This window comes from Bradyrhizobium sp. USDA3516 (assembly GCF_057651995.1).
Genome location: NZ_JBYGYN010000009.1, coordinates 192,838 through 217,289 on the forward strand (window position 1 = coordinate 192,838; position 24,452 = coordinate 217,289).

Consider the following 24,452-nt stretch of genomic DNA (forward strand, 5'->3'; position numbering starts at 1 on the left):
GTTCTGGTGTGGGGGGGGTTTTCTCCGGGGTGGGGGGGTGTGTTGTTTTTTCGTTGCGGGGCTTCGCTCGCCCCCCCCCCCCCCCGCTTCTGTTTCAGGGGCGTACCGCCGGCGTTTCCATCGGCAGGCCACGCGCCCGCGACATCAGATAGAGCTCGAGCGCGACCAGCTCGGGGGAGCCGTAATCATAGGCCTGGGCGCGGACGCCGCTCAGGCAGCTGCGCAGCCGCCGCTCCAGCGACCCCAGCGTCTGCCATTCCAGTCGATACAGCGGATAGCCGGTCGGCTGTCCCTGCGTGATGGGAGCGCCCGCGAGGCGCTTGTCGAAATTGTCGTCATGGCAGTTGGTGCAGGCAAGGTTGAGCTGGCCTTCGCGCTGCATGAAGAGGTCGCGGCCCTGGTCGACAAACGGCTTGAGCTGCGGATCGTCGCCGGCGGTGATCGGAATGCTGCGTGACTGGTGGCCGACGAAGGCGGACAATGCGAGCAGGTCGCGGCTCTCGTAAGGTAGCGGCGTCGCCTGCTGGTGATTGGCGCGGCAGAGATTGATGCGCTGGTCGAGCGTGACGGGGCGCGCGAGCGCCTTGTCGAAGGCGGGATAACGCGCCGCGACGCCCTTCATGCTGGCGCGCGCATCGCCATGACAAGCGGCGCATGCCCTGTCGGCGCTGCCGGTCTTTTTGTTCCACAGCTGCTCGCCGTCGAGCACGAACAGCATGCCGGGATTGGCGGTGTCGTCATCCTGCATCGCCCGGGTGTCCGGGCCCATGAAGGCATAGCCGGAGCGGCGCGCATCGGACGGGATCTCTCCGGCGAGCAAGGCGGGACCCGTGACGAGCCATATCGCCGCCGCTATCGCACGCCAGGCGATCATCCGACGGTGATCGATGCCGATGCGGTGGACGAATAGCCGTTGTCGCCGATCCACTCGAACTCGAACCTGCCGCTCTCCTTGGCCACCGTGAAGAACGACAAATATGGGTTCGCGGCGATCGCCGGAAACAGATCGGCGCGAAAGATCTCGGTGCCGTTGTAGCGGCAGACGAAGCTCGTGATGATGTCGCGTGGCACGAGCTTGCCGTCCGCGGTGTGGCGGAAACCCGTTTCCATGATGTGCGAGGTCAGCGTGCGGATCTCGATGATCTCGCCGCGTTTGGCTTTTGAGGGAACGTTGATGAGGGCGGCCATCAGTTCATCTCCTCGGTGCAGGCCGCCAGCGTCACGACGACATCGGCGGCAACCTGCCAGAACGTGTCGTCGGACAGGTGCGCGATCGCGACCACCTTCTGGGTGTCGGCGAGCCTGATCCGGGTCGAGACCTGGGCTCGACCAGCGGAAGGATTAAGATAGAAATTGCCGATGTTCGGCTGCGGGTTCTTCTCGTTGAAGACGTGGATGCTCTTGACGTGGTCGTCCGCCGTCATCGGGCTCGCAACGCTGACCGTCAGCGGCACCGTGTTGCCGTTCTCGACCAGCGGCGGAATGTCGAGCCTGATCCTGCCGCTGCGAAGCTGGGCTTCGCCGACGAGGTTACGGATCGCAGCGTTGAGCATCGCCGGCGTTGCTTGAAGCGGCCGCAGCGTCACGATCGGGACCGTGCCGGCGACTGTCACGCCTCCGGCAAGGTTCAGGAATTGTCGTCGCGTGGTCGGCATGAAGCTAGTCCCGAAGCGTTGCAAGAAAAGCCACGATGTCCTCGATCTCCGCAGCCGACAGGATCGGCTTGCCGGCGAAGCTGCGCCCGACGCGGACGAGGCCATCGTTGCGATAATAGGACGGCATGATGGTCTCCGGATTGAAGCGCGAGGCATCGACCAGTCGAAGCCGCAACTGGCTCACGGACCACCGGTTCCCGGTACCGACAAGATCAGGCGCGAGGTCGCCCTGGAACCGCGTTTCCGGAAATGGGCCGGAATGGCAGAGGATACAGGTCGTCGTGCGTGCGAGCACCAGCGCGCGCCCACGCGCGGCATCGCCGGATGAGCCTGTGAGCGAGACTGGAATGCCGTCGCCGACGATTGTGTAGGACAGGAGTTCGCTCGCTTGGGTCTGCGAGGAGAGGGTTAGGCTCGCCGCGATGAATGCGGCAATCGCAGATATCGAAGGACGTGCACGGCGCTGCCACGAGTTCCACTTACCTCTCCCGCTTGCGGGAGAGGTCGAGCCGAAGGCGAGGGTGAGGGCTGTCTCCCCTTGGGCAGTGTCGCAAGCGGAGACACCCTCTCCCCAACCCTTCCCCGCAAGCGGGGGAGGGAGCGCACTGTAGTCGTCGCGACAGGCTCGCCCCATCATTGCCCTAGCCAAAGGTGTCCGCCGTGATGGTGTGAAACCAACGTTCTGCTTCAGTCGCCTCGCGCGCCCGTAGCTCGCGCGGCGCGTCGACCGGGCTGGTGATAACGCCCTCGACCTCGGCGAAGATGTCGCCCCTGGGCTCGTAATTGCCGGCCAGCGAGAAGCCATAGCCGGGCGCGACGATGTTGTAACAGACGCCTGTCAGGCGTGGCGTGTCCGGCGCGCGGCCGGCAAGGAGATTTACGATCGCGCCTGCGCAGGCCCTGCCTTGCGCGCTCGCAGCCGATGCCGATTTGGGAATGCCGCCGCCGAGACAGGCGTCGCCGACGACGTGGACGTTCGGGACGAGTTTGGACTCGAACGTGACGGGATCGATCGGGCACCAGCCCGTCGCATCCGCAACTCCCGCGATGGCGGCGATGCGCCCCGCGCGCTGTGGCGGGATGACGTTGGCGACATCAGGGGTGTAGTTGCCAAACTCCGTGACGATGGTTCGCGTCGTCGAATCGACCGAGGTGACGCGGCCGCCTTGCGACAGTGCGACGCGCTCGATCATGTCGCCATAGAGCTCCTTCCACGCCTTCTCGAACAGGCGCTGCTGCGAGAACGCGTCCTTGGCGTCGAGGACCAGCACCTTCGAGCGCGGCTTTCTCGACTTCAGGTAATGCGCGATCAGGCTGGCGCGCTCGTAAGGCGCAGGCGGGCAGCGGGAAGGATTGGCCGGAATCGCGATGGCGACCGTGCCGCCATCCGCCATCGCTTCCAATTGCCGGCGCAGCAAAAGCGTTTGCGCGCCGGCCTTCCAGCCGTGCGGCATCGTCTCGGGCGCGGCACCGTCGTAGCCGGGCAGGGCCTCGAGGTGGAAGTCGATGCCGGGCGAAAGCACGAGGCGGTCATAGCCGAACGTGGTGCCATCGCCCGTCGTCACACGACGCGTTTGCGTGTCGATGCCCGTCGCAGCCTGGATGACGATGCTGATGCCTCCGGCGGCAAGCTTGTCATAGCCGAAATGCTGCGCCTCGATCTGGCGCAGGCCCGCGATCACCTCGTTGCTGAAGGGGCAGGAGATGTAGGTCCTGTTCGGCTCGATCAGGGTGACCTGCAATTTTGCATCGGCGCGCTTGAGCGCGCGGGCGCAAGCGGCGCCGCCAAAGCCGCCGCCGACCACGACGATGCGGCCCGCCGATTGCGCGCGCAGGATCGAAGGGGCGGCGAGCGATGTGGCCGCGATGGCGATGCCGAGAACGGCAATTCGCCGCGTCACCGGCGCATTCATGAGACCTGTCCGGAAAATGCCGCGGCGGCCGACATGGCCGCCGTGATTTGTCGTTTGAGCATGATCTTCTGGGACAACCGCTCCACGCTTCTCCGGATCATGCTTTAGGCGAAGGTGATGTTCTGGTCGCGCAGCGGCACATGGCGGATGCGCTTGCCGGTCGCGGCGAAATACGCGTTCAGCACCGCCGGCGCCGCGACGCCGATGGTCGGCTCGCCGACGCCGCCCCAGAACCCGCCGCTCGGCACCATCACGGTCTCCACCTTCGGCATCTCGTTGATTCGCATCGAATTGTAGGTGTCGAAGTTGGTCTGCTCGATCTTGCCGTCCTTCACCGTGCAGCCGCCATAGAACAGCGCTGAGAGGCCATAGACGAAGGAGCCGGCGACCTGCCGTTCCACCTGCGCCGGATTGACGACGTAGCCGGGATCCGTGGAGGCGACGATGCGATGTACCTTGATCTTGCTGCCCTCTGTCACCGAGATCTCGGCGGCGCCGGCGACATAGCTGCCATAGCCCATGACCTGCGCGATGCCGCGATAGACGCCTTGCGGCGCCGGCGTGTTCCAACCGATCTTCTCGGCAACCGCATTGAGCACCGCGAGGTGCTTGGGATGGTTGCCCATCAGCTTGCGGCGGAATTCGAGCGGGTCCTGGCCTGCGGCATGGGCAAGCTCGTCCATGAAGCATTCCATGTAGATCGCGTTGTGATTGACGTTGACGCCGCGCCAGAAGCCGGGCGGGACGTGCGGGTTGCGCATCGCGTGCTCGACCAGAAGGTTGGGCACCGAATAGCCGAAGGCGGCTTCGCCGGATTGGGCGACGCCCTGGAATGCCGCGGGATCCATCCCGTTCTGCAACGCTTCGGGGCGGAGCGAGAACAGGATCGATTGCCCGGACAGGCGGTAGTGCAGCGCGATCAGGTTGTTGTTGGCATCGAACGCGCCGGTCATCTTGCACTGGGTGATCGGGTGATACCTGCCGTGCGCCATGTCCTCTTCGCGCGACCACAGCAGCTTGATCGGCGTGCCCGGCATCTGCTTGGCAATCATGACCGCCTGGCGGACATAGTCGGTCTGGCCGCGCCGGCCGAAGCCGCCGCCTAACATCACCTTGTGCACGTCGCACTTCTCGGCCGGCAGGCCGGAGGCTTCCAGCACCGCTGCAAACGCGGCCTCACCATTCTGCGTGCCGCACCAGACCTCGCATTTGTCGGCCGTGTAGAGCGCGGTGGCGTTCATCGGCTCCATCGTGGCGTGGTTCTGGTAGGGATAGGAGTAGACGGCCTCGACCTTCTTGGCGGCGCCGGCAATCGCGGCCTTCGCGTCGCCATTCCTGTTGCCGACATAGGCCGGCTGCGCATTGTCGAGGCCCTCGGCCAGCCATTTCGCAATCGACTCGCTGGAGACTTTCGCGTTGTCACCTTCGTCCCAGACGATCGGCAGCGCCTCCAGCGCGGTCTTGGCGTGCCACCAGGTGTCGGCGACGACTGCGACCGCGGTATCGCCGACCCGGACGACCTTTTTGACGCCTTTCATGTTGGCGATCTTGGCTTCGTCAAAGCTCTTCAGCTTGCCGCCGAACACCGGGCAGTCCTTGATCGCGGCGTTCAGCATGCCCGGCAGCTTGACGTCGACGCCGTAGATCATCGCGCCGGTGGTCTTGTCGGCGGTGTCGAGCCGATTGACGCCCTTGCCGATCAGCTTCCAGTCCTTCGGATCCTTCAGCTTGACGTCGGCCGGCGGCGTCAGCTTCGCCGCAGCCTCGGCGACCTTGCCGTAGGTCGTGGTCCGGCCCGACGGCGTATGGGTGATGACGCTGTTCTCGGCCCTGCATTCGGAGGCCGGCACTTTCCATGCGTCGGCTGCGGCCTGGATCAGCATCACGCGCGCGGTGGCGCCGCCCTTGCGGACATAATCCTGCGAGGAGCGGATGCCGCGGCTGCCGCCGGTGGAGAAATCGCCCCAGACGCGCTTGCGAGCGACGCTCTGGCCGGGGGTCGGATATTCGGTCGTGACCTTGGTCCAGTCGCATTCGAGCTCCTCGGCAACGAGCTGGGCGAGGCCGGTCAGCGAGCCCTGGCCCATCTCCGAGCGGGCGATGCGGATCACCACGGTGTCGTCGGGCCTGACCACGACCCAGGCGCCGATCTCGGGCGAGCCGTCGGCGGCGCGGACTACGGCGGGGCCGCCAAAGGGCAGGTCGAGGCCGATGGCGAGGCCGGCACCGACCGCAGCAGTGCCGATGACGAAGGCGCGGCGATTGAGCCGCGGCGAGATATGCTTGTTCATGTGGGGATTTCCTTATGCGCTCGCGATCGTGTGGATCGCCTCGCGCACCTGCTGGAAGGTGCCGCAGCGACAGATATTGGTGATGGCCTCGTCGATGTCGGCGTCGGTCGGCTTCGGCTTCTCGTTCAAGAGCGCGGCCACCGCCATGATCATGCCGCTCTGGCAATAGCCGCATTGCGGCACGTCCTGGGCGATCCAGGCCTCCTGCACCTTGTGCAGCGTGTCGCCCGAGGCGAGCCCCTCGATGGTGGTGATCTGCTTGCCCTCGGCCTCGCTGACCGAGATCCCGCAGGAGCGCATCGCGACGCCGTCGAGGTGAACCGTGCAGGCACCGCATTGTGCAATGCCGCAACCGTATTTGGTGCCGGTCAGGCCGGCATTCTCGCGGATCGCCCAGAGCAGCGGCGTATCCGGTTCGACGTCGAGCGTGAAGGTTTTTCCGTTGATTGTTAGGTTTGCCATCGCAAGTCCCCTGATTGGCCCAATCCACCGATTGAACTCAGGGGCGCAATGTGTCCGGCAAACTGGAACGGTTCAAATCAACAGTCCGAGGTTCAAATCAACAGTCCGAGGGGTGGCCGGGACGCATGGCCCTGGCGCTCTGGGACGGCCGTGCCGCTCAGGACTATGGACCGGGACGCCGTTTTGGCTCATCCCTTCGCCATCGATTCGGGTTGATGCCTTGTTCCGGGGGCGCCAATCCGCGGCTTGAGGCGACGTCCGGCTGTGAATGCCGGTTCCAGGTCCCCGTGCCCAGCGGCGACAGTTTGTCCCTATTGCCGGGGTGCAAGTCGCGGGCGCTTTGGTACACTGCGCCGACGCAAAAGGAGTTCCATGAACGTGCCGAGTCCCTGCAACGTGCTGATGCTCTACCCGCTGTTCTCGGCAGAGTCCTTCTGGACCTTCGGCGAATCCTGCAAAGTGATGGGCGTCAAGCGCCCGGCCGCCCCCCTGGGCCTGATCACCGTCGCCGCGATGCTGCCCGAGAGCTGGACCGTCCGGCTGATCGATTGCAACACGGCACCCTTCGGCGAGGAGGATCTCGCCTGGGCCGACGTCGTCTTCACCGGCGGAATGTTGCCCCAGCAGGCCGACACCTTGCGTCTGATCGAGCTCTGCCGCGCCGCCGGCAAGCCGGTCGTGGTCGGCGGTCCCGACCCCACCTCGAGCCCCCACATCTATGAGCGGGCCGATTTCCGGGTGCTCGGCGAGGCCGAGAGCGTCATGCACGAATTCATCGCGGCCTGGGAGAGCGGCGCGCGGTCCGGCGTCTTCACCGCGCCGAAGTTCCAGGCCGACGTCACCAAGACGCCGGTGCCGCGCTTCGATCTGCTCAAGTTCGAGGACTATCTCTATCTCGGTGTGCAATATTCGCGCGGGTGTCCCTTCACCTGCGAGTTCTGCGACATCATCGAGCTCTATGGCCGCGTGCCGCGGACCAAGACGATCGAGCAGATGTTCGTCGAGCTCGAGACGCTCTACAAGATGGGCTATCGCGGCCATCTCGACTTCGTCGACGACAATTTCATCGGCAACAAGAAGTCGCTGCGGCAATTCCTGCCGAAGCTCGCCGAATGGCAGCGCACGCACGGCTATCCCTTCGAATTCTCAACGGAAGCCTCGGTCAACCTCGCCGACGATCCGGAGCTCCTGGAGCTGATGGGGGCGGCGAACTTCTTCGGCATCTTCGTCGGCATCGAAAGCCCGGATCCCGAGACGCTGGTCGCGATGCGCAAGAAGCAGAACACGCGGCGCAACATCGCCGAGAGCATCCACAAGATCTACGCCGCCGGCATGCTTGTCACCGCGGGCTTCATCGTCGGCTTCGACAACGAGAAGGTCTCGATGGCGGACTCGATGATCGACTTCATCGAGGAGGCGGCAATTCCCGTGGCCATGGTCGGCCTGCTCTATGCCTTGCCGAACACGCAGCTCACGCGCCGGCTGGAGCGCGAAGGCCGGCTGCATACGGGCCACGACGTGGCGCCGACCATCGGCGCCGACCAATGCACGGCGGGCATCAACTTCGATCCGGTCCGCCCGTTGCGCGACATCCTGACGGACTACAAGCGGGTGCTGGAGCACATCTACAGCCCGGCCGCCTATGCGGCGCGCGTCGATCGCCTGATGACCCTGCTCGACCGGTCCAGGCAGCGTTCCGAGCTTGCCGAAGGCGATATCCGCTCCAAGCTCGGGGCCATGGAGACCGTGCACAAGGTGGTGTCCGCCCTTCCCGAGGCGCGGGGGCCGCTCTGGCAGACCTTCATGAGCTGCGCCAAGCGCGACACGTCGTCGGCGCGCATCGCCGTGCAGATGATCGCCGCCTATGCCCATCTCGGCCCGTACTCGCGCAAGGTCATCGCGGCGATCGACCAGCGCCTTGCCGCGCTGGACAACGAGACCGTCGCTCCGGTGGCCGTCGGCGTGACGGCGGCCTGACGGCTTACTTCACCGCGAGCCGCAGGAAGCTCATCACGCTGCCGAGCGCGGCAAAGCCCGCGCCGAGCGCCAGCGCCAGCGTCGCGCCGTTATGGCCGGCAGTTGCGAAGCAGGCGGCGGCGAGCGCCGCGCCGGTGGTCTGGCCGGTCAGGCGCGCGGTGGCGACGATGCCGGAGGCGCTGCCGCTGCGGTGCGGCGGCGCGCTTGCCATCACCGCCTTCATGTTCGGCGCCTGGAAGAAGCCGAACCCCATGCCGCAGATCACCATCCGCCAGATGATGTCGGCAATGGCGGGATTGGCCGGCAATGTCGCCAGCAGCGCCATGCCGAGACCGAGCAGGACGAGCCCGATGCCGCCGAGCAGGCCGACGGCATGGCGGTCGGAGAGGCGGCCGGCGATCGGCGCCATGATGCCGACCACCAGCGGCCAGGGCGTCATGAAGAAGCCGGTCTCGACCTGCGAGCGGCCAAGCACGTCCTCGAAATAGAACGGCAGCGAGACGAAGGCGAGGCCCTGCACGGCGAAGGCGCACACGGCGGTTGCCGCCGACAGCGCGAACATCGGCCTGGCGAACAGGTCGATCGGCAGCATCGGTGCGGGATGGTCGGCGTGGCGGCGGGTCAGGACCACGCCAAGCACGAGGGCGGTGACCAACTCGATGCCGACCACGACGGGCGACAGATTGTGCGCGGCGCTGCCGATGCCGGTAATGAACAGGCCGAGGCAGGCGGTGGCCAGGATCGCGCCGAGCAAGTCGAAGCCGTGCTCGGCGCGCGGGGTCTTCGGCAGCATCGCAAAGCCGATGCCGATGGCGAGGAGGCCGAACGGGATGTTGACGGCGAACAGCCAAGGCCACGGTCCGAGCGCGAGGATGGCGGAGGCGATCGAGGGCCCGAAGGTGAAGGCGGTCGCGACCACCAGCGCGTTGTGACCGAAACCGCGGCCGAGCATGCGGCCGGGATAGACGAAGCGCACCAGCGCCGTGTTGACGCTCATGATGCCGCTCGCTCCCAACCCTTGCAGGGTCCGCGCCAGCAATAGGCTGTCCAGCGACCATGCCACCGCGCAGAACAGCGAGGCGATGGTGAACAGGATCAGGCCGCCGAGATAGATGCGCTGGTGCCCGACGATCTCGCCGAGCGCCCCGAGCGGCAAGAGCGTCGCCACCAGCGCGATCTGGTAGACGTTGACGACCCAGACCGACTGCTCCGGCGTGACGTGGAGGTCGGCGGCGATGGCGGGCAGGGCGATGTTGGCGATCGCGGTGTCGAGCGAGGCCATTGCGAGCGCGGTGAAGATCGCCGCGACCGCCCAGCGCCGCTGCGTCGGCGGAAGGCCGTCGGCGGTGGGATGAGCGGGCTCGCGCGCGGCGGTAGGTAACGTGATCGTCATTTTCGTTGGCGCGCTGCTCCGGCGGCGGGACGTTCGGCATGTACTACGGCGGCACCGGCTTCCACAGGCGCAAGCTTGCATGCTGTGTATGCGCGAAGGTCAGGCGATGCGGCGGCGCCGCGAGTGCAGGGCGAGGCCAAAACAAAATTCGAAAAACAACCCCATGCACAGTAGGAGGCCCTTTGATCGATAAGGCATTTTCCCACCGGGTCGCAACGTCGGGCGCGGTCGCAATCAAATTGACACGTCGGGCAAAACACTGGCAGGATTCCAACGTGCCAGCGATCGGCCGGCAGCAGGCCGCATGCGCCCTTGCGCGCGCCGTCTCCACTACGCCGACGTTGAGACAGATCAACACTCGACCTGTGCGGCCGCCCGACCTTTCCATCAGCGCATCGTTGGAAGGGCGGCCACATGCAGACTCTGCTCAGGGACATCCGCAATACCCCTTTGCTCTGGATGCTGGCCTTCGTGCCCATCGTGCTGGTGGCCGAGGCCGTGGCGCCGCATTCCCACACGCTGCTGTTCGTGCTCGCGGTGCTGGCCATCGTGCCGCTGGCGGCGCTGCTCAGCCACGCCACCGAGGCGGTCGCCGCCAAGACCGGCGATGCCGTGGGCGGCTTGCTCAATGCTACCCTCGGCAATCTGACCGAGCTGATCATTGCCGTCACGGCACTGCGCGCCGGCCAGTACATGCTGGTGAAGGCCTCGATCGCGGGTGCGATCGTCACCAACGCGGTGTTCATGCTGGGCGCCTGCCTGCTGCTCGGCGGCCTGCGCTATCACGTGCAGGAGTACAACCGCGCCGGCGCGCGGCTTTCGTCCGGCCTGCTGCTGATGGCGACCGTCGCCCTGCTGGCGCCGTCGGCGGTCGCCGATCTCGACCACCTGCCGCAGGGCGGGCACATCCTCGACAAGCTCAGCCTCGGCATTTCGGTCCTGCTCATCACAGCTTACGGGCTCGGCCTGTTGTTCTCGCTTCGAACGCACAAGGAATTGTTCGCAAGCGCCGGTCATGGCGACGACGAGGAGGCGCACTGGCCGATCGGAACAGCCGTCGCCACGTTGCTGGTCGTCACCGTGCTGGTCGCGCTGGTCAGCGAGATCTTCGTGGAGTCGGTGCAGAAGGCGGCGGAAACCTTCGGAATGAGCCCGGCCTTCGTCGGCTTCATCGTCGTCTCGCTGGTCGGCGCCGCCGCCGAATTCGCGGTGGCCTTCGCCGCGGCGCGCAAGGACCGGCTCGACATGGCCGTCAGCATCGCGCTCGGCAGCGCCTCGCAGATCGCGCTGTTCGTCGCACCCGCTTTGGTGCTGCTCAGCTATGTCGTGGGGCCGAAGCCGATGGACCTGCAGTTCTGGCCGGGGGCCGTCACCATGATGATGATCGCGACGGTGACGTCGGCCTTCATCACCGCCAGCGGGCGCTCGGCCTGGTTCGTCGGTGCGCTGATGATCTTCATCTATGCGGTGTTCGCGCTGACGCTGTACGTGGTCCCGCCGGCGGGCCAGGGGTGAAGTTGGGATGCCCGTCGGCGGGAACGGCTGGGCCGGAAAGGGTCGTTCCGGCGGTCAGTAGTCCCAGAACACCGGTACCCAGCGGAAGGCATCGCCGGCGGCCGCGACATGACCGACCGATGGGAACGGCATGTGCGTGGCCACCAACAGCTCGCCGCTCTGCGCGAGCTCCCGCAAGAGCCGGATACGAACGCGCGCCGCCTCCTCAGGGTCGTGCTCGAAACCGTTGTGCCATTCGGGTTGGTCGAACCCGACCGCAAACACGGCATCGCCGGCAAAGGTCAGCGCTTCGCCGCCGGACGCCACGCGGACCACGCTATGTCCGGGCGTGTGACCGCCGGTGCGGCGGACGACGACACCGGGTGCAACCTCGTGCTGCTCCTCGAACGGCCGGATCTGGCTGCCGTACATCTTCACGAATTGCTTGGCAGTCGCCCGAAGCGCATCGGGAAATCCCTGCGGCATGTTGGTATGGGTGAAATCGGGCGACTCCCAGAACTTGACCTCGGCAGCGGCCACGTGGATCCGCAGGTCCTTGCGCAGCCGCTCCTTCACGCCGTCGACCAGCAAGCCACCGACGTGATCCATGTGCATGTGGGTCAACACGAGATCGGTCACGGACGAGAGGTCGATCCCGGCGGCCTCCAGGCGCTTGATCAGCTGTCCGGCCCGCGGCAGATGCAGATCGGGATCGGACCCAAGTCCGGCGTCGATGAGGATAGTCTGGGCGCCGCTGCGAACCATCACAGCATTCAGGGCCCAGTCGAACGCATCCTGAGGCAGGAACATCTCGCTCAACCAGTTGGCCCGTACGGCGGGGTCGGCGTTGTGCGCCAGCATGGTGGTCGGGAGCGGCAGCACGCCGTCGCTGACCACCAGCACGTCAATGTCGCCAATGCGCACCGCGTAGCGCGACGGCACGAGCTCTTCGGGTTTCGCGGCGATGGAGGCGTTGTGCAGATTCATGTTGGTCTCCTTTTCGAGGTTGGGGTTGCTTGCTAGAGTGCGGTGACGCGCTCGGGATCGGCGGAGGCGAGCGCTGCGGCACGCTCGGCCTTGGGTGGATAGATCCAGACCGTGTTGATCTCCTGCTTAGTCTTCTTGGCGGCGTCGCCGACCATCTCGACCGTGCGCTCCCAGCCGCGGGTGAACAGCGCGCCGGCTTCGCCGAGGTCGAGGCAGGTGACATAGGCTTTCTGGTGATAGGGTCTGGTCGGAACGCCCAGCAGCTCGGCGGCGGCGTTGTTGCCGGCGAAGGCGCCCATCCGGGTCGCGTGCTGACACGACATCAGCGCGTAATTGCCGACATCGTCACACGCGGCCCGTGCGGCATCGCCGGTGGCGAAGACGCCGCTCGCCGATGGGACGCGAAGATCTCGGTCGACGAGCAGCCGGCCAAACTGGTCGCGTTCGGCAGGGATCTGCGCCGTCAACGGAGCCGCGCGCATGCCGGCGGCCCAGATCACCGTCTCGCATTCGATCAGATCGCCGTTTGAAAGCGCGACGCTGGACTTGTCGATCGAGGCCACGCCGACACCGAGCCTGATCTCGATGCCGAGCTTGCGCAGCGCCTCCTCGATGATAGGGCGGGGGCCCGCGCCCATTTCCGGGGCGATCGCCTCGTTGCGGTCGACAATCACCACGCGCACCTGGGCGTTCTTGCCCAGAATCTCGCGCAGGCGTGACGGCAGCTCGGTCGCCGCCTCGATGCCGGTGAATCCGCCGCCGGCGACGACGACGGTATTGCGTGCCTTCGAGGTCGGCCGGCTCGACAGCCCGTGCAGGTGACGATCGAGCGCGATGGCATCATCGAGCTGGTCGACGCTAAAGCCATGCTCGGCGAGGCCAGGAACGCTCGGCCGGAACAACCGGCTGCCGGTGGCGACCACCAGCCGGTCGTAGGACAGCTTCGTCCGCGTGCCTTGCGCGGCAGCGATCTCGACCACCTTGGACTTGGTATCGATTGCCTCGGCATGGCCACGGACATAGACGACGTCAATTGCCTTGAAGACGTCCTGCAGCGGTGCGGTAAGGGTCTCGGGCTTTGGTTCGTAGAGTCGCGGGCGAACCACGAGCGTCGGTTCGGGTGCGACGAGCGCGATCTCGAGCTTGTCGGGCGAAGCGCCCCGGATGTCGCGCAGGCGGGCAGCTGAAAGGGCGGCATACATGCCGGCGAAGCCGGCGCCAATGATGATGATGCGCATGTTGACAGATCCTTGATTGATGCGATTGCGATGAGGCTGGGGCTACGTCGTCAAGAACCGGAGCATGTCGGCATTGACGATGTCGGGATGCGTCGTGCACAGGCCGTGCGGCAGCAGGTCGTAGATCTTGAGCGTGCTGTGCTTCAAGAGCCGGGCCGACAGCACTGCCGAGTCGGCAACCGGGACGATCTGGTCGTCGCCGCCGTGCAGTACGAGCGTCGGCACCGCAATGCTCTTCAGGTCTTCGCTGAAGTCGGTTTCGGAGAAGGCTTTGATGCCGTCGTAGTGGGCCTTGCTGCCGCCCGTCATGCCTTGACGCCACCAATTCCAGATGGCGGCCTGTGAGGCCTCGGCGCCCGGACGGTTGTAGCCGTAGAAGGGACCGCTTGCGAATTCGAAATAGAATTGCGACCTGTTGGCGGCGAGCCGCCGGCGCAAGCCGTCGAACACATCAATGGGCAGTCCGCCGGGATTGGACTCGGTCTTCAGCATCAGGGGCGGCACGGCGCCGATCAGCACGAGCTTGGCGACGCGACCCCGGCCATGGCGCGCCACGTATCGCGTCGCCTCGCCGCCTCCCGTGGAGTGGCCGACGTGAACGGCGTTGCGAAGGTCGAGGTGCTCGGCGAGTGCGGCGACGTCGGCGGCATAATGATCCATGTCGTGGCCGTCGCTGACCTGGCTCGAGCGGCCATGGCCGCGGCGATCGTGCGCGATCACGCGAAAGCCCTTGCCGAGGAAGAACAGCATCTGGGCGTCCCAGTCGTCGGCGCTGAGCGGCCAGCCGTGATGGAAGACGATCGGCTGCGCCGACTTCGGTCCCCAGTCCTTGTAGAAGATCTGGACACCGTCGCTGGTGGTGACGAAGGTCGCACGGTCGTCCTTGCCGATCGAGAGGGCGTCGCTCTTGGCGTCGCGGCCTATTGCCGAGGTGGAGCGAAGGGTCAATGACGCGCTGTACAGAAGCGTCGTCGCCAGGATGTTTCGTCGCGAGGTGCTCGCGAGTCGACTGACGGTCGTGATGAAGGGCATTGGCTGCTTCCCTTGCAGGTGTGGGGGCACGATGAATATCTAGCGAACTGGATTTGCTCGTGCCCCAGCGCGATTGCCGCGATTGCATCGCGATTGCTGCTATCGACCGCGCCGCCGCCAATCGCTCGGTGATTCCCCGGTCAGCTTTCGAAACGCCGCGGCAAAGGCGGTCTGCGAGGAGTAGCCGAGGGCGGCGGCGATCGAGACGACGGACTCGTCGGTGTCGCGCAGCATGTTCATGGCTTGCTCGAGCCGGTGCTGGCGCAGCCAGGCATGCGGAGAAAGCCCGGTACTGTCCTTGAAGGCGCGGCAGAAGTGAAAGCGCGATAAGCCGGCTTCGGCGGCAAGCGCTGCGAGCGAGACGTCGGAATCGCTGTCGGAGCGCAACCGCTCGATCGCCCGAAGCAAAGTCTTCGGCGCCAACCCGCCCCTGGCCGGAGCGATCGTGCCCGGCGAGCCGGTGTGCGCAGCCAGAAGACGCGTCGCCAGCAGGTCCATGAGTTGTTGCCTGAAAAGAGTATCCAGCGCCTCGTTTCCTTCCAGCACGTCGCCGGCGCTCAGCAGCAGCCGGGACGTCACCGGATCGGGGTGCGCGGTTCGCTCCAGCAGTTCGGAAGGCGCGCCAGCATCGGCTTCATCCGCAACGCGCTGCAGCGTTGTTTGCGGAAGGTAGAGCTGAACGACGTCGACGGGTTTTGGAATGTCCCATCGGGAGGTCGATCCCTCCGGAATAATGATCACGACGCCCGGGCGAAACGTCCCGATTGCCACGGATCGCCCGGAGCGTCGCTCCATGCGCTGCACCGTGCCGTTGTAAGCCATGATGACGTGGTGGCTCATCGGCGCGACGACGTCATGCAACGGCTCGTGCTTCCAGTGAGCGATCCCGGCGCCGGAGGAGTCCAGCGCCATGCGGAAAGGCATCGTTCCGAGAACGCGCGCCATCTCCACATCGGCAGCAGGCCGATCGCCTGGCAGTTCGCGATGCACTTGAGACATGCCGCGGGTTGCGTTCGCAGATTGATGCAAGACGACTTTGCTCATGGCTTCGCTCGTGTGAGGCCGCGTCGCTGACGCGCGACCAATTGATCATCGCCGCCGCAGAGCGGGGCCTAACGGCCAGTTTGGTGATCTTTGCTCGAAGGCTGGGCCGGGTCCGAAGTGCGATCCATCCAGGTTCGATGCCGTTGAGTGACGCGTTCTAGGCGGCGCGCAGACCGGTGTCTTTCCTGATGCTGCCGTGCATTGCCTGATCCTGCTTCGGGCGCGGGGCTTGCGTGCGTTCGTGAAAAGTCGTGATCCGGATCGCGGCTCGAAGCCGCCGCACGCCGTCAGGGCTCAAACCCATCGTTCTGAAATAGCTGACGAATTTCAGAGGAAGGGTCGACCAGAGAGCGATGGAGAAAGGCGGTGCCTTCCGGGGCGCGACGTCGGCGGTCGTGGACAGCGGTGGAAAAATACCGATATATGACCGTGAATGAGCAGGTCGCTGTGGGCCTGCTCGAGGTCACGGAAGAGACATGGGATGAGCAGGACAGGCGCCTACGGTGAGCGGCTCGGAGCATTCCTCCGTCTCGAAGACGTGCCGCCGACGCTGATGACCCGGTCGCTGCGCAACGCCGAGATCGCAGTCACGGAAACGCGCCACGACAATCCCGTGCCCGGCCTGTCCGGTTCGTTTGCTGCGGAAGACGCCTACCTCGTCAGCCTGAAATTGCGCGACTACCCGGAGTGCGAGATCTGGGAGCAGGGTCGTCACCTCACGAAGGCGGATGTACGCGCCGGGACGACTTATCTGTACGATCTGAAGGCCGACCCTCGCTACGTGATCGACAAGCCCTTTCACTCTCTGCATTTCTACGTGCCGCGTTCGGCGTTCGATGGTCTCGCCGATCAGTCGGGGGCGCGGCGCATCGATGCGCTCGACTGCAGACCTATCGGGCACGATGATGCCATCGTCCATCACATCGGCGCATCCTTGCGCGATGGATTGCGCCGACCGGATGAGCCCAACCAGCTCTTCATCGATCACATGATGCTGGCTCTCACCGCTCATGTCGCCGAGACCTATGGCGGCTTTCGCCGCAAGACCGAGGCCAGCCGCGGTGCGCTTGCTCCATGGCAGCTCGCGCGCGCATGCGACAAGCTTGAATCGGATCTCGGCGGCAAGCTGCCGTTGCAGGCCATCGCGGCGGAGCTTGGCCTTTCCGTCAGCCATTTCTCTCGCGCATTTCGCGCTGCGACCGGACTGCCGCCTTATCGCTGGCTTCTTCATCACCGCGTGAGAACGGCCAAGCGTCTGATGCGTGAGCACGGTCAACCATTGTCCGAGGTTGCCATTTCGGCCGGCTTTGCCAACCAGAGCCACTTCACGCGAGTCTTCTCAGCGATCGTCGGCGTCAGCCCGGGTGCGTGGCGGCGCGATGCTCGGGGAACAGCAAGCCGGGAGCGGTGATCCGCCTCCATTCAAATCCGACGGCGACTGTCGTGCGCGATCCGGTGCACGACGCTATGGCAGAAATGTCGTGAGCTGATAGACGATGACGGCGGCGCCCAGACAGCGCCGCCAGGGGTTCACGCCGCGGATGATCTCGTCGGCGCCCCAGATGACGAGCCCGCCTTTGACGACAATCGTCAAAGCCAGGCTGGCCTTGCCTGCGGACGGCCAGATCCAACCCAGAACTGCCGCGACGATCACGATCCAAAGAACGAGATTGGGCCACTGAGCGATGGTGATCGCGCCGGTTTCGCGGTTACGGAAGAACCAATCGAACAGGCGCCGCAAGCCACGGGCTGTCAGAGCCCTATCTCGCCTTCTTCGCGGCCCTTCCAATAGGTCACGCGTTTGGCTCTCACCTTGATCAGAACGATGCCTGGCGTATCGATGCCCTGATCGAACCACTTGTCGAGATCGCTGGTCCAGTGCTGCTGGAAGGCGGCCTTGTCCCGGATCAGTTCGGCAGTCCCTTCAACGGCGACATAAATTCCTTTGGAGAAAAGGCCAGCTTCCGAGGAGAATCCGAGCGCTACCTTGGGATTTCGTTGGATGTCCGATACCGTCCGCGCCTGTTCGTAGGTGAAGTAGTACGAGGTGCCGTCGTAGGCGACGTCGCCGTTGTTGCTCATGGGACGGTTGGCAATCTCGCCGTTCTCGGTGTGCGTCGAGAGAATGGCGATGTCGATGCCGGCCATTTCCTTTGAGATTGCGGCGAGCGATGTCTTGGGCATGAACTTTCCTCCGATGGAGCGGAGGCAACGACTGGATTGGGCCCATGTTCCCCCAAGCCGGGACGAAGTGCACGCCCGCGGTTCAGCAATGACTCGCTTGTTGCCGGCGGCTGGCGCTTGGCCGCCATGCTCGCCGAAAATGGTCGCAGGTACGGCCTGCGCTGGTTGTCGCGCTGCCCGGCTCGTCATGATCCGATGTTACGACCCTTGACCTCGTCCTCACCGCACGATCGTCGACTCCGGCCAGTTCGGTGCTTGCCACACCGTCGACCACGGCTGGTCACCCCCACAACCGCGCGCCGTGACATCCACGCGGACGAGCACGAAGCTGCTGGTGCCACTGCTAAAGCCTTCGGTCGTTCCCAGGCGGTAGACGTGACGAAGGCGAGAGCTCGGACACATGTCTTTTCCGGTTACGCCCTCGAACACGCCGGCTTCCTTTTGCCAGGTGATGAGGACCGGCCGCGGCGAGATGCCGAACCCGAATCGAAGGGCGCTCGATCATCCGTCGAAGCGCGCTCCAGTTCAGCCGGTTCTTGCCGGTCAGTAGTCCCAGAACACCGGGACCCAGCGGAAGGCATCGCCGGCGGCCGCGACGTGACCGACCGATGGGAGAACGGCATGTGCGTGGCCACCAGCAGCTCGCCGCTCTGCGCGATCTCCCGCAACAGCCGGATGCGAACGCGCGCCGGCTCCTCTGGGTCGTGCTCGAAGCCGTTGTGCCATTCGGGTTGGTCGAACCCGACGGCAAACACGGCATCGCCGGCGAATGTCAGCGCCTCACCGCCGGACGCCACGCGGACCACGCTTTTGTCCGGGCGTGATCGCCGGTGCGGCGAACGACGACAACGGGTGCAACCTTGTGTCGCGACGGCTTTTGCGGCCGCGATCAAGTTGACCCGTCGGGCAAAACACTGGCAGGACGTCAACGTGCTTGGGCTGTCGACGCTCCTACTGTCAAGACCGGCGCCGCGTCGCCGAGGTACCAGTGACTTTTGAACGTCTGCGGATTCGTCTTTCCTCAGCCTTTTCCAGGCGGATACGAAGGTCCTGAAGCTCTGCCAGTTGAGAGCTGAGAGACCAAACACGTTGACGCAGAATTGCAATACGGTCGCACTGACCAAGAGTACTCATGACGCGCCCTAAACTGTGGCTGTTGAGAAATGACCGACTTGGGCGACAAAACAGTATGGCTCAAACCTATAGGTCTTATGACCATAGCACAGGTTCATTCACAAGGTGCGAACTGGGCCGATACGCGCGGGAGGAGACGAGGCCGAAGCGGTCGGACAAGCAAAAGGTCGAACCGCCGTCGGACCGGTAATTTCGGCGACCGCCCCAAGTCGATTCCGAACTCGTTCGGAAAACCGCCGCTAGAGCACAAGCCCCACGGCCAACCAAGTAGCAACAGACAAACAGACGCCAATTCCCAAATACGGCAATGCAATGCGCATGGTCGCTCCTCCATGCCTAGACGCGACGAGAACATGGTCAGATACGCAGATTCGGGGCGCCAGCCCTATATTCCATGCGTTGTATGAGCTGTGTAACGGCATGTGGCGAGCATATTTAATTTGACTTTTTAACATACTCAAAATTATATGCATTTTGAGTTAATTATTCTATTTAATTTGGACGCGCCGCTCGCCGCAACATCCTTATCGACGCGTGTTCTGATCGGATGCCGACCATGCAAACAGGCTGGGCGATCGCTCCATTGGAGTTGCTCTTGAGAGAGGCGTGATGCATGCGCCGATCAATCGATACTGCACCCAGGAACAGAGAAACCACCCGGATAGAAGATGGGGCGGGGGAGCTCGGTCACGGGCCGCCCGAGGCGGGCAGATGGGTAGCAAAGGACGGCTCGCTGATCTGCTCTTCACCGACCGATGGGTGTGGTGAGACCGAGGATGTCGATCCCGAGGAGGCAACATCGGGCAGTTCGCTCCTTGCGGCTGTCGTTCTGGTGCCCCTCATCTTCATTGGGGTGGGCCTGCTCGGTGAGTTCGGCCCGTTCAAGGCACAAACGACTCTGGAGAGGATGCGCATCGACGGAGGGAGCGCCGCCGCCGGCCTCGACCAGCGGTCTGACATCGGGACCGGATCGCTAGCACGCCTTCAGAGCGAAACGTCCGAGTCCCTGATGCAGGCGGTCTCGGCAAGTCCGGCGGGACCTCGACAACGGCCCGACGCCGACGCTCCGCGCAGTGACGCGCTCTCCGGTGAACTGGCCAGCGCGCGCAGGGAGCTTGAAGAGGCGGTCCAGCGCACGCACGCAGCGGAAATTGCCGCGGAAGAGCTGCGGCAGTCTCTTCAACACGAGCAGGCCCGCAGCGCCGCGTTCGCGGACGAACTTGCCGGAGCCCGCCGCGAAATCGAGGCCCATATCGCGCAGGCGCGCGAGGCGGACAAGACGGCCACGCAGCAGAGGGATGCGGCCGCGTGGGAGGTCGCTGAACTGCGGCAGTCCCTGCAGCAGGAGCGGGAAAAGAGCGCCGTGCTGGCCAAGCGAGTGAGCGCCGCGCAGGCGATGGCGGCAAGCGCCGAGCAAGAACGTTACGAGGCGCAGTCACGCGCCGCGGCCCTCGCGAGCGAGCTTGCCGGCATGTCTCGCGGATCGGCCACGGCCGACAATGCGGCGGCGGAGCAAGGGGAGGCGGCGGGGCGCGAGATCGCGGAATTGCGGCAATCCTTGCAGCAGGAACGCGAAAAGAACGCAGCCCTCGCACAACAGGAGGACGCCGCGCGGGCGGCAACGGCGAACGCTGAGCAACAACGCCGTGCCCTCGAAGAGGCCCAGGCTCACGCTGCCGCGCTGGAGAGCAAGCTTGCGCAAACGCGCGGCGACATCGAATCCCTGAACGGGCATCTGCGCGAGGCGAACGATGCAGCCTCGCAGCAGAAACAGGCAGCGAACCGGGAGATCGCCGAACTGCGACAGTCGCTGGAACGGGAGCGGAGCAGGACTGAAGCCAGGGAGGGAGAGATCGCCTCGGTATCGCGCCTTACCGGTCAGCGCGCCCCGGCGGCGCAAAGAAACGACGGTCCGATCTTGTCGACGGCGCAAAACGTGACCGCAGCGGAGCCGCCGACGAGGCCAGGTCAGGACGAGGTGGAGGCCCGATTGATCCCGCGTGCCAGAGCCTTGCTCGATCAGGGCAATATCGGTGCAGCGCGGATCGTGCTCGAGCTGGCTGCCGAGAAGAACATTGCGCAGGCGACCTTCATGCTCGCGGAGACATATGATCCGGCGGTTCTGGCCGCTTGGGGTGCCTATGGAACGCGCGGCGAGGCGGCCAAAGCGCGAGAGCTCTACGCGAAGGCACAGAGGAGTGGCGTTCGCGGAGCCAAGGAACGACTGGATGCATTGCATCACTGAGCGTGGGCTTTGCAATTCATGCCGGGACGAGTGGTTGCAATGGGTCATCCGGAAAGGAACGACATGAACAAGCTGCCAAGGTCGCTCTCGTCGCTCCTGCTCGCCGCGCTGGTGCCGATTGCCGTGCTACTTCAACCGGCTTGCGTGGAAGCGCAAACCGCAAGATCCGCCAAGGCGGATGTGCAAATAAGCCGAGGGCCGCTCCCTCAGGAGAGAGAAAAGGACCGGATGAACGCCTGGACCGTCGGGCTCGCCGGCGGCCTGCTCGAGGGCGCGCCGATTCGCCTCGCGGCAGAAATGGCCCGTGTCGTCGACGACGGAGCAGAGCTGCACCTCTTGCCGATCGTCACCCGGGGCGCCACCGACAATCTGAACGCGCTGCTCTACCTGCGTGGTGTCGATACCGCAATCATCAATTCCGACGCCCTCGACGAGTACAAGCTTCAGGTTCCCCAGATCCAAAGCCGCATCACCTACTTGCTCAATCTGTTCCCGTCCGAATTGCACATCTTCGTGCGGCCGGAGATCACGAGCCTGCAGGACCTTGTCGGCAAGAAAGTGAACTTCAATACCCAGGGCACCGCAGCCGCCTATTCCGGACCGCTGATCTTCAGCCGCCTCGGCATCGACGTCGACAAGACGTTCATTCCGCATCAGCTTGCCCTGGAACAGATGCGCAAGGGTGAGATGTCGGCCGTGGTGTTCATCACGTCGAAGCCCGTCGACGCCTTCGTACGCGGTCGTTGGGAAGCGGGATTCAAGTTTCTCCCGGTCCATTACGACCGGAGATTCGAGGACTATTATCTACCCGCGACGTTGGACGCGGCCGAGTATCCCAATCTGATCAAGCAGGGCGATCGGATCTCGACCATCGCGGTGCCGACAGCGCTCGTTGCGTTCAACTGGCGGCCAGGCTCCAATCGCTATCAACGTGTGGCGCGCCTCGTTGATTACCTGTTCTCGCGCATCGACCGCCTGCAGGCACCAGGTTTTGATCCGAAATGGCGATCGATCAATCTCGCCGCGACCATCCCGGGGCTAACCCGCTTCCAGGCAGCGCAGGAATGGCTGGATCGCCAGGCGCGCAGCGCCCAGGCGAAGCCATGAATGCTGCCGTTGCTCCGCTCGCCATCGCCTTCAACGTTGCCTGCGGAATCGCTTACGCGCAAAACACGAACGATGCCATCGAAACACTTCGTGCTTGTTCAACAATGGAAGGACAGGGCCGGCTGGAATGTCTGCAGGATCTGTCGCGTAAGATTCCGCCGCCCGGGCGGCGGGCGTCTGACGATGGCTGGCTGATCAGCGAGACCACCTCGCCGGTCGACTATTCGCCGATCGTCACCGCCACCACATCGTCTGTCAGCGGCTCCGATGGAGCCGCGATGCAGCTCGCAATCCACTGCCGCAAAGGCCGCACCGAAGTCACGGTCGCCGGACCGGCGCTGTCACGGAGCGCCAACGAATACGTCATCTCCTTTCGGCTGAATGCGGACACGCCGATGCAACTCGCGGCAGCATCGCCGTCATTCGGCTCCGGCGTTGCTTTCGGGGGCGACGTCGTAAAGTTGCTGAACGCGCTACCCGAGGACGGTCACATCGTCGTGCGCCTTTTCGCCCGCACCGGTCAGGTGCAAGACGGACAGTTCCTGCTCGGCGGATTCGAGAAGGTGCGTAAGAGAATGGCGGCTGCATGCAAATGGCCACATAGCGTCGCCAGACCAGGAAGGTGATGGTCAGGAAAGGGAGACACGAGATGATCAATTCGAAGTTGGCGACGGCAGTCATCAGCGGCTTTGCGATGCTGCTTCTGGTCGAACCGAGCGCGCAGGCGCAGCAGGACAACCTGCTGATTCCGCAGTCAACCGCGAAGAGCCAGGCGAGCTATCCGAAGCATTCCGTCAGACAGAAGCAGGCGATCAAACCGGGGCAGGGTCACGCGACCAAGCAGACGGCTGCGAACGACACGGGGGTGGCCCAGGCGACAAAAGCCGGGACTGCGAAGCAGCCGCACCGACTGATCCTTCAGGTCAACGCCAACGAACCTGCGATGATGAACCTCACCCTCAACAATGCCACCAACGTCGCGCAGTATTACCGCGACCTCGGTGAGCCGGTGTCGATCGAGATTGTCACCTTTGGTCCCGGGCTTCACATGCTCCGCGACGACACCTCGCCGGTAAAGCCACGCATCGAGGTGCTCGCGATGAGCAATCCCGAAATCTCCTTCAAAGCCTGCGGCAACACCCAGGACAATATGCGGAAGGTGGAGAACAAGGACATCAATCTGATTCCGCAGGCGACGGTTGTCAAATCGGGTGTCGTCCGCGTCATGGAGCTGCAGGAACAGGGCTGGAGCTACGTCAAGCCGTGAGGTTGGCGGCAACGGGGCCGGATGCACAGCGAGCAGAACATGTCGCTACCTGTGCCGTGGTCTTGCGATTGCCCGATCGGAACGAGCAGTGGTAACCAAGAGTCCGGGCGAAGAAAGAGAAGGGCTCGAAGCATGGTCTGGGATCCGCAGCAATATCTGAAGTTCTCCGGCCATCGGCTCCGGCCCGCCGTCGACCTGTTGATGCGGATTCCGGATTTTGCCCCGCGCGCGATCGCCGATCTCGGCGCCGGCGCCGGCAACGTCACCAAATTGATCAGGGAGCGCTGGCCGGCGGCACCCGTGACCGGCATCGAGGGCTCGGCGGAGATGGTCGCGGCGGGGCGCAAGGCCGCGCCTGACGTGGAATGGTCACATGAGGATCTCGGTCACTGGCGTCCCGACGGGCATTACGACCTGATCTATTCCAATGCCGCACTGCACTGGCTGCCCAATCATGCGGCACTGTTTCCGTCGCTGATGGAGAAGGTGACGCCGGGAGGCATGCTCGCGGTGCAGATGCCGCGCAATTTCCTCGCGCCGTCGCATGTGCTGATCGGCGAGACCGCGCTCGATGGCCCATGGCGCTCCAAGCTGGAGCATCTCGTCAGCCCGCCGCCGGTGGAAGCGCCGGCCTTCTATCACGACCTACTTGCGCCGCTGTCGGCCAACATCGACATCTGGGAGACCGAATATCTGCAGGTGCTCGAAGGCGACAATCCCGTGAAGGAATGGACCAAGGGCACCTGGTTGACGCGCTATCTCGACGTGTTGCAGGGCGAGGAGAAGGCCGCCTTCGAGGCCGCTTATGGAGCGCGCGTCGCAGTGGAGTATCCGAAGAATGCCACGGGCCAGACGCTATTCCCCTTTCGGCGCCTTTTCATCGTCGCGCAGCGCCACGGCTGACGGTCTGCCGCAATGCGGCATGAGCGCCGTTCCATCGGGACAGGCCTGGACGCCGGTTGCACAGACGGCACTCGCCAAGTTAGCTTGGCAGCGCGCGGGGAATAAGATCGCGACGAACTGACGGCT

22 protein-coding genes and 1 pseudogene are annotated in these 24,452 nt (G+C 64.6%); 8 read left to right on the plus strand and 15 right to left on the minus strand.

The genetic code is table 11. From position 1 onward, the window contains the following. Positions 1 to 94: 94 nt before the first annotated feature. The 7 genes from soxA to AC24YW_RS26730 form a co-directional block, all read right to left on the minus strand. Positions 95 to 874, minus strand: coding sequence for a sulfur oxidation c-type cytochrome SoxA (gene soxA / locus AC24YW_RS26700; protein WP_487485521.1), 780 nt, complete (start codon positions 872 to 874; stop codon positions 95 to 97). Then, positions 871 to 1,188, minus strand: coding sequence for a thiosulfate oxidation carrier complex protein SoxZ (gene soxZ, locus AC24YW_RS26705; RefSeq protein WP_487485522.1), 318 nt, complete (start codon positions 1,186 to 1,188; stop codon positions 871 to 873). Before soxZ ends, soxA begins: the two co-directional genes overlap by 4 nt. Then, positions 1,188 to 1,655: a SoxY-related AACIE arm protein gene (locus AC24YW_RS26710; RefSeq protein ID WP_487485523.1), complete on the minus strand. Its 468-nt coding sequence runs from the start codon at positions 1,653 to 1,655 to the stop codon at positions 1,188 to 1,190. The genes soxZ and AC24YW_RS26710 overlap by 1 nt, the downstream gene beginning before the upstream one ends. Positions 1,656 to 1,659: 4 nt before the next feature. Continuing rightward, on the minus strand, positions 1,660 to 2,100 hold the full coding sequence (soxX, locus tag AC24YW_RS26715) for a sulfur oxidation c-type cytochrome SoxX (RefSeq protein ID WP_487485686.1): 441 nt from the start codon (positions 2,098 to 2,100) through the stop codon (positions 1,660 to 1,662). 196 nt (positions 2,101 to 2,296) lie between these two features. Beyond that, positions 2,297 to 3,568 (minus strand): FCSD flavin-binding domain-containing protein, encoded by a 1,272-nt coding sequence (locus AC24YW_RS26720; RefSeq protein ID WP_487485524.1) that lies wholly within the window; start codon positions 3,566 to 3,568, stop codon positions 2,297 to 2,299. A gap of 104 nt (positions 3,569 to 3,672) precedes the next feature. Next, the gene (locus AC24YW_RS26725; protein WP_487485525.1) at positions 3,673 to 5,859 is read right to left on the minus strand and encodes a xanthine dehydrogenase family protein molybdopterin-binding subunit; all 2,187 of its coding nucleotides are present in this window, start codon (positions 5,857 to 5,859) and stop codon (positions 3,673 to 3,675) included. A gap of 12 nt (positions 5,860 to 5,871) precedes the next feature. Then, positions 5,872 to 6,321 (minus strand): (2Fe-2S)-binding protein, encoded by a 450-nt coding sequence (locus tag AC24YW_RS26730; protein WP_197947510.1) that lies wholly within the window; start codon positions 6,319 to 6,321, stop codon positions 5,872 to 5,874. 372 nt (positions 6,322 to 6,693) lie between these two features. Here AC24YW_RS26730 and AC24YW_RS26735 point away from each other — a divergent pair, with 372 nt between their 5' ends. Further along, entirely contained in the window at positions 6,694 to 8,298 is a 1,605-nt protein-coding gene (locus tag AC24YW_RS26735) for a B12-binding domain-containing radical SAM protein (protein WP_487485526.1), read from the plus strand. A gap of 4 nt (positions 8,299 to 8,302) precedes the next feature. On the opposite strand, the gene AC24YW_RS26740 is transcribed toward AC24YW_RS26735, so the two are convergent. Then, on the minus strand, positions 8,303 to 9,691 hold the full coding sequence (locus AC24YW_RS26740; RefSeq protein WP_487485527.1) for an MFS transporter: 1,389 nt from the start codon (positions 9,689 to 9,691) through the stop codon (positions 8,303 to 8,305). Between the two features lie 414 nt (positions 9,692 to 10,105). Between AC24YW_RS26740 and cax the strand changes: the two genes are divergently transcribed. Further along, a complete protein-coding gene (cax, locus tag AC24YW_RS26745; RefSeq protein WP_487485528.1) occupies positions 10,106 to 11,206 on the plus strand; it encodes a calcium/proton exchanger in 1,101 nt (366 codons plus the stop codon). Between the two features lie 54 nt (positions 11,207 to 11,260). On the opposite strand, the gene AC24YW_RS26750 is transcribed toward cax, so the two are convergent. From AC24YW_RS26750 to AC24YW_RS26765, 4 genes are all read right to left on the minus strand, one after another. Further along, the gene (locus tag AC24YW_RS26750; RefSeq protein WP_487485529.1) at positions 11,261 to 12,172 is read right to left on the minus strand and encodes an MBL fold metallo-hydrolase; all 912 of its coding nucleotides are present in this window, start codon (positions 12,170 to 12,172) and stop codon (positions 11,261 to 11,263) included. Positions 12,173 to 12,204: 32 nt separating this feature from the next. After that, on the minus strand, positions 12,205 to 13,410 hold the full coding sequence (locus AC24YW_RS26755) for an NAD(P)/FAD-dependent oxidoreductase (RefSeq protein WP_487485530.1): 1,206 nt from the start codon (positions 13,408 to 13,410) through the stop codon (positions 12,205 to 12,207). Between the two features lie 42 nt (positions 13,411 to 13,452). Then, positions 13,453 to 14,442 carry an alpha/beta fold hydrolase gene (locus AC24YW_RS26760; RefSeq protein WP_487485531.1) on the minus strand — a complete coding sequence of 330 codons (990 nt, stop codon included), beginning with the start codon at positions 14,440 to 14,442 and terminating at the stop codon, positions 13,453 to 13,455. A 99-nt stretch (positions 14,443 to 14,541) separates the two neighbouring features. Further along, positions 14,542 to 15,441, minus strand: coding sequence for a helix-turn-helix transcriptional regulator (locus tag AC24YW_RS26765; protein ID WP_487485687.1), 900 nt, complete (start codon positions 15,439 to 15,441; stop codon positions 14,542 to 14,544). Positions 15,442 to 15,967: 526 nt separating this feature from the next. On the opposite strand from AC24YW_RS26765, the gene AC24YW_RS26770 reads away from it, so the two are divergent. Then, the gene (locus tag AC24YW_RS26770) at positions 15,968 to 16,897 is read left to right on the plus strand and encodes a helix-turn-helix domain-containing protein (protein ID WP_487485532.1); all 930 of its coding nucleotides are present in this window, start codon (positions 15,968 to 15,970) and stop codon (positions 16,895 to 16,897) included. Positions 16,898 to 16,951: 54 nt separating this feature from the next. Here the strand turns inward: AC24YW_RS26770 and AC24YW_RS26775 are convergent, their stop codons facing one another. The 3 genes and pseudogenes from AC24YW_RS26775 to AC24YW_RS26785 all read right to left on the minus strand — a co-directional run. Then, positions 16,952 to 17,227 carry a hypothetical protein gene (locus AC24YW_RS26775; protein ID WP_487485533.1) on the minus strand — a complete coding sequence of 92 codons (276 nt, stop codon included), beginning with the start codon at positions 17,225 to 17,227 and terminating at the stop codon, positions 16,952 to 16,954. Positions 17,228 to 17,238: 11 nt separating this feature from the next. Further along, positions 17,239 to 17,670 (minus strand): pyridoxamine 5'-phosphate oxidase family protein, encoded by a 432-nt coding sequence (locus tag AC24YW_RS26780; protein ID WP_487485534.1) that lies wholly within the window; start codon positions 17,668 to 17,670, stop codon positions 17,239 to 17,241. Between the two features lie 543 nt (positions 17,671 to 18,213). Continuing rightward, a pseudogene (locus AC24YW_RS26785) lies at positions 18,214 to 18,535 on the minus strand (MBL fold metallo-hydrolase); the annotation flags it as partial. An 882-nt stretch (positions 18,536 to 19,417) separates the two neighbouring features. Between AC24YW_RS26785 and AC24YW_RS26790 the strand changes: the two are divergent. From AC24YW_RS26790 to AC24YW_RS26810, 5 genes are all read left to right on the plus strand, one after another. Further along, positions 19,418 to 21,049, plus strand: a complete 1,632-nt coding sequence (locus tag AC24YW_RS26790) for a coiled-coil domain-containing protein (RefSeq protein WP_487485535.1) — start codon at positions 19,418 to 19,420, stop codon at positions 21,047 to 21,049. A 63-nt stretch (positions 21,050 to 21,112) separates the two neighbouring features. Further along, positions 21,113 to 22,156 carry a TAXI family TRAP transporter solute-binding subunit gene (locus AC24YW_RS26795; RefSeq protein WP_487485688.1) on the plus strand — a complete coding sequence of 348 codons (1,044 nt, stop codon included), beginning with the start codon at positions 21,113 to 21,115 and terminating at the stop codon, positions 22,154 to 22,156. Continuing rightward, the gene (locus AC24YW_RS26800) at positions 22,153 to 22,782 is read left to right on the plus strand and encodes a hypothetical protein (protein WP_487485536.1); all 630 of its coding nucleotides are present in this window, start codon (positions 22,153 to 22,155) and stop codon (positions 22,780 to 22,782) included. Before AC24YW_RS26795 ends, AC24YW_RS26800 begins: the two co-directional genes overlap by 4 nt. A gap of 38 nt (positions 22,783 to 22,820) precedes the next feature. After that, entirely contained in the window at positions 22,821 to 23,423 is a 603-nt protein-coding gene (locus AC24YW_RS26805; protein ID WP_487485537.1) for a DsrE family protein, read from the plus strand. A 132-nt stretch (positions 23,424 to 23,555) separates the two neighbouring features. Continuing rightward, entirely contained in the window at positions 23,556 to 24,326 is a 771-nt protein-coding gene (locus tag AC24YW_RS26810) for a methyltransferase domain-containing protein (RefSeq protein WP_487485538.1), read from the plus strand. Positions 24,327 to 24,452 lie beyond the last annotated feature (126 nt).

Coding starts and splice junctions, on each gene's coding strand:
- AC24YW_RS26780 (WP_487485534.1), bottom strand. CDS start 17,670: ATGCCCAAGACATCGCTCGCCGCAATCTCAAAGGAAATGGCCGGCATC.
- AC24YW_RS26800 (WP_487485536.1), top strand. CDS start 22,153: ATGAATGCTGCCGTTGCTCCGCTCGCCATCGCCTTCAACGTTGCCTGC.
- AC24YW_RS26730 (WP_197947510.1), bottom strand. CDS start 6,321: ATGGCAAACCTAACAATCAACGGAAAAACCTTCACGCTCGACGTCGAA.
- cax (WP_487485528.1), top strand. CDS start 10,106: ATGCAGACTCTGCTCAGGGACATCCGCAATACCCCTTTGCTCTGGATG.
- AC24YW_RS26765 (WP_487485687.1), bottom strand. CDS start 15,441: ATGTCTCAAGTGCATCGCGAACTGCCAGGCGATCGGCCTGCTGCCGAT.
- AC24YW_RS26755 (WP_487485530.1), bottom strand. CDS start 13,410: ATGCGCATCATCATCATTGGCGCCGGCTTCGCCGGCATGTATGCCGCC.
- AC24YW_RS26790 (WP_487485535.1), top strand. CDS start 19,418: ATGCGCCGATCAATCGATACTGCACCCAGGAACAGAGAAACCACCCGG.
- AC24YW_RS26795 (WP_487485688.1), top strand. CDS start 21,113: ATGAACAAGCTGCCAAGGTCGCTCTCGTCGCTCCTGCTCGCCGCGCTG.
- AC24YW_RS26760 (WP_487485531.1), bottom strand. CDS start 14,442: ATGCCCTTCATCACGACCGTCAGTCGACTCGCGAGCACCTCGCGACGA.
- AC24YW_RS26770 (WP_487485532.1), top strand. CDS start 15,968: ATGAGCAGGACAGGCGCCTACGGTGAGCGGCTCGGAGCATTCCTCCGT.
- AC24YW_RS26720 (WP_487485524.1), bottom strand. CDS start 3,568: ATGAATGCGCCGGTGACGCGGCGAATTGCCGTTCTCGGCATCGCCATC.
- AC24YW_RS26750 (WP_487485529.1), bottom strand. CDS start 12,172: ATGAATCTGCACAACGCCTCCATCGCCGCGAAACCCGAAGAGCTCGTG.
- AC24YW_RS26725 (WP_487485525.1), bottom strand. CDS start 5,859: ATGAACAAGCATATCTCGCCGCGGCTCAATCGCCGCGCCTTCGTCATC.
- soxZ (WP_487485522.1), bottom strand. CDS start 1,188: ATGGCCGCCCTCATCAACGTTCCCTCAAAAGCCAAACGCGGCGAGATC.
- AC24YW_RS26740 (WP_487485527.1), bottom strand. CDS start 9,691: ATGACGATCACGTTACCTACCGCCGCGCGCGAGCCCGCTCATCCCACC.
- AC24YW_RS26710 (WP_487485523.1), bottom strand. CDS start 1,655: ATGCCGACCACGCGACGACAATTCCTGAACCTTGCCGGAGGCGTGACA.
- soxA (WP_487485521.1), bottom strand. CDS start 874: ATGATCGCCTGGCGTGCGATAGCGGCGGCGATATGGCTCGTCACGGGT.
- AC24YW_RS26810 (WP_487485538.1), top strand. CDS start 23,556: ATGGTCTGGGATCCGCAGCAATATCTGAAGTTCTCCGGCCATCGGCTC.
- AC24YW_RS26735 (WP_487485526.1), top strand. CDS start 6,694: ATGAACGTGCCGAGTCCCTGCAACGTGCTGATGCTCTACCCGCTGTTC.